A 1,834-nucleotide genomic window follows, 5' to 3' on the forward strand; every position below is an offset into this window, starting at 1 on the left:
CAAGTCGTTGACCCACAGACGCGGATTGAAACCGCAAGAGCGATAGCCACACCGCCCGCCCAACCCGCCTGGGCCCGTTCAACAACCGATAACTTCGGGGCTACCGCCCGAAGCTATCTTTGGGGTTAGGCATTTGGTTTGATGATGACTGTTACTTCAAAAGTATCGTCCTTCTTCGAAAGGTCATTCGTAATTCCCGCCGGATTCTGCACCCTTCCCTCGGGGTCATAGACGAAGCAGATTAAGCGCTTGCAGTCTGGATGCACACTGTAGCGTGCGACATCTTCGATCAGTTGTTTGCCAAGTTCACGGTCACCAAGTCCTTTCCGGGTCATCTTCACCTCAATGACTGTCTGTTCCCGCTTGAGAAGAAAGTCCATGCGCGAGGATCCCCCGGCGTAGCTAGGCGTCCACTCCTCAGCACGAAGATCATCGAAGAACAGTCGGAGAAGCGCAGCCAAGAGATCCTGAACATCATACTCATCTTGGACGTCTAGGGTATCGCGACTAGAATGACGAGAACGAAGACGCCGAGTCACCGCGTGAAATCTATCAAAGATGGTCCCTAAGGCCAAAGTCGGATCAAATGTTCCTCCGGAGGTTCGTGGCTGAATCCGAAGGCAAGCCTGCAGCGAAGCGACAATGATGCTCTTTTGCTTCTCCAGTTCGTCCTCCAAAAAGCCATCAAGATTGCGTCGATTGAATCGCTGGAACACACGCCAAGGGGCGCTATCTCGACCGTAATTGACGACAAGAAAGTCCTCAACACTCGCAATCCAAGCCTCCATCTCGGGGCTCGGTCGGCTATAGAATCCATATTCACTGCGGTATTGATTCTTCGCGAAAGTGTGTTCACTCGCCTCCTTGATAAGCTGGGATGCAATCTCGTCTCGCTTCGCCATATTCTTGCCTAACGTCGAGGTGTGGCACCGGCTACCGGGAGCGCCGCTCCGCAACAGGGTTTAGGGTTGTAGTCAAGAGGGTCATGTCGACTCGGGGCGGGTAGCCGGTTGTCCACCACCGTTTTGTTCGGTGTTGTAGTATTCGCCGCTGTATTCCGTGGTAGGGTTGTCGATGTAGTGAAGCACGTCCGCAATCAAATCCGCCTTCGTGATGGCAACATCACGTTGCGATCCCAGGGACTCGGCTACCATGGCTGATATGTCGTAGAGCAGGTTCCCCCACACCGCCTCCTCTTCTGGAAGCCACATACCGACCAGCACCATCACCCGTATCGAGTCTGGAATCAGGGCGATGCGAACGATCTCAACGCACTTATCGTCACCAGTCACATCTGGATCAGGAAGCTCTGGCAACCTCTTCAATATGTTCTTAAAAGTCCCGTGACGGGTGCCTCGTTCGGAGCGAACGACCTCATCAAACGAATGTCTCAACGAACTCTGCACCTCGTCACGCTCTCGTGCAGTCTCCAGAACGATAGCGTCAACAACGTGGTGGAAAATGTCCGAAATGAGCATTCCCCAGATCTCGGTGGGGTCCTCCTTGTAAGTCTCAGGAAAGAGGTGACATACCGATACTGAGAGCATACCGCCGTCGATCCAAGCGCGGAACACCTCTTGGCGACGCGATGCTGCTTTGACTTCGTCTGGTGGTTCAAGGATGCGCATGGCTTTCTTCACCGAACAGTTTAAAGGTTTTCCTAGCTAGAAAAGCGGAGATCCTTGTCGGCGGACAGGAGAAAATAGCCCCTAGGGTAGGTTGTGATTGCTAAAAACGCTCCTAGGGGCTTTTTCGTCTTCGATGGAAGGGGAATCGCAGAAGGGCGAATTGGAGCGGAGGATGCGGGTGGAGGTGAGACGACGGGGGTTGGCAC

2 protein-coding genes are annotated in these 1,834 nt (G+C 53.7%); both read right to left on the bottom strand.

What is annotated here, in order from left to right:
* Positions 1 to 125: 125 nt before the first annotated feature.
* On the bottom strand, positions 126 to 902 hold the full coding sequence (locus ABXH26_RS20510) for a PD-(D/E)XK nuclease domain-containing protein (RefSeq protein WP_353568972.1): 777 nt from the start codon (positions 900 to 902) through the stop codon (positions 126 to 128).
* A gap of 81 nt (positions 903 to 983) precedes the next feature.
* Positions 984 to 1,640: a DUF5076 domain-containing protein gene (locus ABXH26_RS20515; protein ID WP_353568973.1), complete on the bottom strand. Its 657-nt coding sequence runs from the start codon at positions 1,638 to 1,640 to the stop codon at positions 984 to 986.
* Between the last annotated feature and the right edge of the window lie 194 nt (positions 1,641 to 1,834).

It is taken from the genome of Haloferula sargassicola (assembly GCF_040362925.1).
GTDB lineage: Bacteria > Verrucomicrobiota > Verrucomicrobiia > Verrucomicrobiales > Akkermansiaceae > Haloferula > Haloferula sargassicola.

Excerpts from the sequence above, each read along its gene's own strand:
- ABXH26_RS20510 (WP_353568972.1), bottom strand. The coding sequence starts at position 902 with ATGGCGAAGCGAGACGAGATTGCATCCCAGCTTATCAAGGAGGCGAGT.